The organism is Protofrankia sp. Cr1 (assembly GCF_963555865.1).
GTDB lineage: Bacteria > Actinomycetota > Actinomycetes > Frankiales > Frankiaceae > Protofrankia.
The window spans coordinates 10,295-13,299 of the sequence record NZ_CAUVXO010000079.1; the positions used below are offsets into that span (position 1 = coordinate 10,295).

Sequence of the window (3,005 nt, forward strand, 5' to 3'; positions counted from 1 at the left end):
CCCTCACGCGTCGACGGGGACAGCCGCGGCGAAGGTCACCGGAAGTGCCCGCAGACCGGTGAAGGCCAGCGAGGGCTCCCACTGCGCGGTGTCCGCGGTGAGCGGGGTACGCAGGTCCCGGCAACGGCGCGCGAGCCGGTCCAGCAGGGTCGCGCCGGCGGCGAGCGAGAGCGGCGCCCCCAGGCACAGGTGAGGCCCGAAACCGAACCCGAGGTGCCGGCGCTCGGAGCGCCGCGGGTCGAGCCGGTCGGGATCGACGAATCGGCGGGGGTCGCGGTTGGCCGCGGCGAACAGGAGGATGGCCGCCGCGCCGCGTCGCAACCGCCGTCCGCCGACGTCGATGTCATCCAGGAGCACCCGCGTGCTGGCGCGTACCGGGCTGCCCAGCCGCACGCATTCGTCGAACACGGCCTCGGCGTCGCCGGGATGGTCCCGAATGTGGTCGAGAAGCTCCGGCGCCTGCAGAACCTGCCACACCGCGGCGGACAACCCCGCCGTCAGCGTCTCCAGCCCGTTGACGAACAGCATCAGGACGAACGCGACCAGCTCGTCGTGGGTGAGCTGGCCGTCACGGGTGGCGAGAGCGAGCCGGCTGAGCAGGTCGGGTCCGGGCTGATGTTCACGGTCGGCGCACAGCCGATTGATGTAGTCGAGAAGATCGTCGATCTTTCGATCGGTGTCCGGGGGTTGCTCGACACCGAAGCCCAGCATCTGTCCACTGAGCACGACGGCCCACTCCAGGACACGGCCGCGGTCCTCGACCGGGATGGCGAGCAGCGCGCAGGTGAGGGCTACCGGCAGCGGCACGGCCAGGTCCGCGACGACGTCGAACGATCCCTGGCCGGCGTTCGCGTCGACCAGCGCGTCCACGGTTTCGCTGACCAGCGTGCGCGCCTGCGCGATGCCGCGGGAACTGAAGGTGCGGATCGCGAGCCCCTTGAGCCGGCGATGGTCCGCGCCGTCGCGCAACGGCAGCATCCGGGACAGTGCCGCGGACAGTACGGGATTCGGTGACAACGGGATCGCGGTGCCCAGCACCGACGGATCCGAGGAGGTGGCCGGATGGGTGGCGACCGCCATCAACTCGTCGTAGCCCGCCACCACCCACATCCGACCCAGTGGGGTCACCGGCTCCTCGGTGACCAGGCGGCGGTAGAAGTCGGCCGGATCGCGCCGCGCCTGCGGGTCGCTGAAAAATGTCTGCACTTCGGCGGTTAACGTGCTCAACGCCGTAGCTCCTCTCCCGTGCTAGGGCCTGTCCGGGCGCGCCCCCCGGACGGCAACAGCCCCTGGGCTGCCGCAGCCCCTGGACCGCCGGGAAAACGCCGGCCCGGCACAGCTGTGCCGGGCCGGGCCGGGCGCTCTCAGGTCAGTTGGACAGGCTGCTGAAGCTCGACACCGGGCAGGCTGCGCAGGCCAGCGAGCTGACGGAAAGACCGGCGGCGACGGAGTCAAGCTCCTCGATGCTCAGGTCGCCCTCGGGCTTCGCCGGGATCTCCGGCGTGGGTGCCGACTCGGGCAGCGTGATGCCGAACTCGGCGAGGACCGAGCGTGCGTCGCCGGCGTAGCGAGCCTCCAGCTCCGGGTCTCCCCAGATCCGGGCGACCATGGTGGCGAACCGAGTGCGATCCTCATCGGAGACCACATAGCTGTTCTCGGACATGTGACGTCACCTTTCATGTCATGCGTGCGGGTCTGGATGTGCTCGGGCTGTCCCGGGTGCGACATCACTGTCCGTCGGGCAGGCATGTCCACGACAGTCGCCAATGTCAGTGGTTTCACCCGGGCAGATATCACATCCGCATGGATGTCACTTTCACGGGTCGGCCATGACATCTGTCATCACCTGCCCCGAGATGGTGTGTGGGCCTTCCCCGCCATACGCCTGCGCGCCTACGCTGCCAGGCGACACCGTGCGCTCGCACGAGCATCACGGCGTCAGCCGGAATACAAGCGTCGCGGCGTCAGCCGGAATACCGGAGTCCACGACCGGAGGAACGAATGATTGAGGCCATCGGTCTCACGAAACGGTACGGCCGCAGGACGGTGGTGAATGGCCTGACCTTCGGTGCGGGAGCCGGTGCGGTGACCGGCTTCCTCGGGCCGAACGGTGCCGGAAAATCCACCACTATGCGGATGATTGTGGGGCTCGACCGACCGTCGGACGGCGTGGTCACCGTCAATGGCCGGCCTTTCCACCAGCATCGCCAACCGGTACGGGAAATCGGGGTGCTACTCGATGCCGGGGCGGTTGATCCGGCCCGTACACCCCATGACCACCTGCGCTGGCTGTGCGCGAGCAACGGGATTGCCCGCCACCGCATCGACACCGTCCTGGAGATGGTGGGCCTGGGTGACGCCGCAGGGATGCCGGCCGGCCGGCTTTCCCTCGGAATGACGCAGCGGCTCGGAATGGCGGCGGCGCTGCTCGGCGACCCACCGACGTTGGTGCTCGACGAGCCGGCCAACGGCCTTGATCCCGACGGCATCACCTGGATCAGAAAGCTGCTGGCCACGCTTGCCCGGGAGGGCCGCACGGTCTTCCTGTCCAGCCATCTCATCGCCGAGATCGCGCAGATCGCCGACCGGCTGGTCGTCATCGGGCGGGGCCGCCTGCTCGCGGCCGACTCGGTCGAACGGATCATCGCCGGTCACGGCGGCCCGTCGGTCGTGGTGCGAAGCCCCAGGGCCGGGGAGCTCGCCGCCGTGCTGCGCCGGCACGGCGCCCAGGTCGATGATCAAAAGGACGCGCCGGCAGCGGGAGTCGAGCGGGACGGCACCTCGTCCGACCTGCTCACCGTCCGCGGGATGGACAGCGGAGCGATCTTCGACATGGCCGTGGCGCACGGCCTGCGACTGGTGGAACTGTCCCCGGCCGACACATCCCTCGAAGAGGCGTTCACCGCGCTGACCGAAGCGAGCACCGTCCATCGCGGCGCCCTGGGCCGGGCGTCCCCAGTGGAAGGCACTGAAACGCAATGATCGTTCCCAACATGGCCACTCCC

Annotated in this window: 3 protein-coding genes; 1 reads left to right on the forward strand and 2 read right to left on the reverse strand. The window is 69.4% G+C overall.

What is annotated here, in order from left to right; translation table 11 throughout:
• Positions 1 to 3: 3 nt before the first annotated feature.
• Complete coding sequence (locus tag U9980_RS09455) at positions 4 to 1,227, reverse strand: cytochrome P450 (protein ID WP_322767585.1); 1,224 nt, start codon at positions 1,225 to 1,227, stop codon at positions 4 to 6.
• 142 nt (positions 1,228 to 1,369) lie between these two features.
• Positions 1,370 to 1,663 (reverse strand): hypothetical protein, encoded by a 294-nt coding sequence (locus tag U9980_RS09460; RefSeq protein WP_322748540.1) that lies wholly within the window; start codon positions 1,661 to 1,663, stop codon positions 1,370 to 1,372.
• Positions 1,664 to 2,001: 338 nt separating this feature from the next.
• Here U9980_RS09460 and U9980_RS09465 point away from each other — a divergent pair, with 338 nt between their 5' ends.
• Positions 2,002 to 2,982, forward strand: a complete 981-nt coding sequence (locus tag U9980_RS09465) for an ABC transporter ATP-binding protein (RefSeq protein ID WP_322767586.1) — start codon at positions 2,002 to 2,004, stop codon at positions 2,980 to 2,982.
• Positions 2,983 to 3,005 lie beyond the last annotated feature (23 nt).

Coding starts and splice junctions, on each gene's coding strand:
- U9980_RS09460 (WP_322748540.1), bottom strand. CDS start 1,663: ATGTCCGAGAACAGCTATGTGGTCTCCGATGAGGATCGCACTCGGTTC.
- U9980_RS09465 (WP_322767586.1), top strand. CDS start 2,002: ATGATTGAGGCCATCGGTCTCACGAAACGGTACGGCCGCAGGACGGTG.